Below are 3,498 nucleotides of genomic sequence, written 5' to 3' on the forward strand. Positions count from 1 at the left end.
GGCGCGTCCGGGCCCATCATCTCGTCATAGAGATGCTTGGCGTGCACCAGGTTCGGATCCGGATGATGGCCGCCGAAGTCCGGCAGCGGCTTGAAGTTGCGGCAGGTGCCGCTCGGCGCGCCGAGCCGGCGCTCGAGGATCTCCTTGGCATAGGGGCCGGTCACCGCATGCATGGCGTCGAAGCGCATGCGGAAGCCGTATTTGAAATTGGCGCGGATGGCATCGAAGTCGAAAAGGTTTTCCATCAGCTCGGCATAGTCGCTGACCGGATCGATCACCTCGACCGTCATACCCCCAGCCTTGACCGTGCCGATTTTGTCGATGTCTATCGCGCCGATGTCGGCGATCTTGAAGCTCGAAATCGTCTTGGTCTTCTCGAAGATCGCGTCGGTGATCTTCTCCGGCGCCGGGCCGCCATTGCCGGCATTGTACTTGATGCCGAAATCCTCGTGCGGGCCGCCCGGATTGTGGCTGGCCGACAGGATGATGCCGCCGAAGGTCTTGTATTTGCGAATGATGTTGGAGGCGGCCGGCGTCGAGAGGATGCCGCCCTGCCCGACCATCACCTTGCCGAAGCCGTTAGCGGCAGCCATGGCGATGGCCTTCTGGATGACCTCGCGGTTGTAGAAGCGGCCGTCGCCGCCGATCACCAGCGTCTCGCCCTCGAACCCTTCCAGAGCGTCGAAGATCGACTGGATGAAGTTCTCCGCATAGTGCTCCTGCTGGAACACAGGCACCTTCTTGCGCAGGCCGGAGGTGCCGGGCTTCTGGTCAAGATAGGGTTTGGTGGCGACGGTCCGTATCATGATTCAGGCAACCCTTTTCGAAAGCAGCAGGCGATAGAGTTCGACATATTTCTCGGCGCTCCTGTCCCAGGAGACATCGGCCTTCATGCCCTGGCGCTGGATCGAGCTCCAAACGGCGGGATTGGCATGCGCGCTGACCAGCCGGTGAACGGCATGGACGAGCGCGCCGCCATTGTTCGGCGCGAACTGGAAGCCGGTCGCAACGCCCGCCGATATCGCTGCCTCGTTGGCATCGATGATGGTGTCGGCCAGCCCGCCGGTGCGGGCGACGACCGGCACGCAGCCATAGCGAAGGCCGTAGAGCTGAGTCAGCCCGCAAGGCTCGAAACGCGACGGGATGACGATGGCGTCGCAGCCGCCCTGCATGATGTGCGAGAGCGCCTCGTCATAGCCGACGACGACGCCGATGCGGCCGCGATGGCGGGCGGCGGCAGCAAGCAGCGCGCCTTCGAGGCCGGCGTCGCCGGAGCCGAGGATGGCGAGGCGCGCGCCGGCGGTGACGATGCCGTCGACGACCGCAGCCAAAATGTCCATGCCCTTCTGCCAGGTCAGCCGGCTGACGACGCAGACGATCGGACTGTCGTCACTCTCGAGATTGAAACGGTCCTCCACCGCCTTGCGGTTCTTGGCCCGCGCAGCAAGCGTCTCGGCCGAATAATTGGCCACAAGATGCTTGTCGGTCTCGGGATTCCAGATGTCGACATCGATGCCGTTGACGATGCCGTGGAGATCGATGGCGCGCATGTTGATCAGCCCGTCGAGGCCCATCCCGAATTCCGGCGAGCGGATCTCCTGCGCGTAAGTAGGGCTCACCGTGGTGATCGCCCAGGCGGCCTGCAGGCCGGCCTTGAGATAGCCGACGCCGCCATAGTATTCGACGCCGTCGAGCGCCATCGCCACGCCCGGCAGACCGAGTTCGCCGAAGATGCCGGCGCCGAATTGGCCCTGGAAGGCGAGGTTGTGCACGGTGATCAGCGACGGCACGCCGACCGCCTTGCCGTAGCGCATATAGGCAAGCGCCATCGCCGACTGCCAGTCATGGGCGTGCACGATGTCGGGCTGGTAGCCGGAGATGGCGCCGCCGGCGATGTCGCCGCCAACCTGGCTGAGTGCGGCGAAGCGCCGCCAATTGTCTGGCCAGTCGGCGCCGGTGGCATTGCCATAGGGGCCGCCCGGCCGGTCGAACAGATGCGGCGCGTCGAGCACAAAGAGGTCGAGCCCGGCGATCTGAACGGCATGGATAGAGGCTTTGCCACCCTGCAGCAGCGGATACTGGTAGACGGCCTTCTTTTTCTTGAAGGCGGCCATCACCTGAGGGTAGCCGGGGATGAGGGTGCGCATGGCGACGCCCTTGCCGGCCAGCGCGATCGGCAAGGCGCCGGTCACGTCGGCAAGCCCGCCGGTCTTGATCAGCGGGAAGATTTCGGGCGTGACCGACAGAACCTGCATGCGCTTAATGATCCCATCCTGTCTACAGTTTAAGCTTGTCGAGCATGTCCTGGGTGACGAGGCAAATGCCCTTCTCCGAGACGCGGAAGCGCTTGGCGTCGAGGGCGGCATCCTCGCCCACCACCAGTCCTTCCGGGATGCGCACGCCATGGTCGATGACGACGCGCTTCAGCCTGGCGTTACGGCCGACATGCACGTCCGGCAGCATGACGACTTCTTCGAGCGTCGAATAGGAATTGATGCGCGCGCCGGTGAAGATCAGGCTTTTCTTCAGCGAAGCACCGGAGACGATGCAGTCGCCCGAGACCAGCGAGGAAACCGCCGAGCCGCGCCTGCCATCCTCGTCATGCACGAATTTTGCCGGCGGCTTCAATTCGGCATAGGTCCAGATCGGCCAGTCGCGGTCGTAGAGGTCGAGTTCGGGCGTGACGTCGGTCAGGTCGATATTGGCCTCCCAATAGGCGTCGACCGTGCCGACGTCGCGCCAATAGGCCTCGTTCTCGGCCGTCGAGCGCACGCAGGATTTGGCGAAGCGGTGCGCGATCGCCTTACCGTGCTGGACGACATAGGGGATGATGTCCTTGCCGAAGTCGCGGCTGGAGCCGGGCTCGGCGGCGTCGCGGCGCAGCTGCTCCATCAGGAATTTGGTCTTGAACACATAGATGCCCATCGAGGCCAGGGCGAAGTCCGGCTTGTCGGGGATACCGGGCGGGTCGGCCGGCTTCTCGATGAAGGAGATGATGGTGTCCTTGGCATCGACATGCATGACGCCGAAGCCTGTCGCTTCCATGCGCGGCACTTCGAGGCAGCCGACGGTGACGTCGGCATTGGCGTCGACATGCTGGCGCAGCATCAGCTCGTAGTCCATCTTGTAGATGTGGTCGCCGGCCAGGATCACCATGTATTCGGGGCCGTAGGCCTCGATGATGTCGATGTTCTGGTAGACGGCGTCGGCCGTGCCTTCATACCACTGCGTCTCGGAGACGCGCTGGCTGGCCGGCAGGATGTCGAAGCTCTCGTTTCGCTCGGGGCGCAGGAAGTTCCAGCCGCGCTGCAGGTGGCGGATCAGCGAATGCGCCTTGTACTGGGTGGCGACGCCGAGGCGGCGAATGCCGGAGTTCAGCGCATTGGACAGCGCGAAATCGATGATGCGCGTCTTGCCGCCGAAATAGACCGCGGGCTTGGCGCGGCGGTCGGTCAGTTCCTTGAGACGGCTGCCGCGCCCGCCGGCCAGCACGTAGGC

3 protein-coding genes are annotated in these 3,498 nt (G+C 64.2%); all 3 read right to left on the minus strand.

Features of this window, described 5'->3' with window-relative positions:
- Positions 1 to 809: alpha-D-glucose phosphate-specific phosphoglucomutase (locus tag EN780_RS29955; RefSeq protein ID WP_189556850.1), on the minus strand; the 809-nt coding region annotated here is incomplete at its 3' end.
- Complete coding sequence (gene glgA, locus EN780_RS29960; RefSeq protein ID WP_128276093.1) at positions 810 to 2,255, minus strand: glycogen synthase GlgA; 1,446 nt, start codon at positions 2,253 to 2,255, stop codon at positions 810 to 812.
- A gap of 22 nt (positions 2,256 to 2,277) precedes the next feature.
- Positions 2,278 to 3,498 (minus strand): glucose-1-phosphate adenylyltransferase (glgC, locus tag EN780_RS29965; protein ID WP_128276094.1); only part of this gene is annotated, 1,221 nt, incomplete at its 5' end.

Origin of the sequence: Mesorhizobium sp. M4B.F.Ca.ET.089.01.1.1 (assembly GCF_004022605.1) — a bacterium.
GTDB lineage: Bacteria > Pseudomonadota > Alphaproteobacteria > Rhizobiales > Rhizobiaceae > Mesorhizobium > Mesorhizobium abyssinicae.

What these genes read in the sequence shown, in the direction of transcription:
- glgA (WP_128276093.1), bottom strand. Translation starts at nt 2,255, where the DNA reads ATGCAGGTTCTGTCGGTCACGCCCGAAATCTTCCCGCTGATCAAGACC.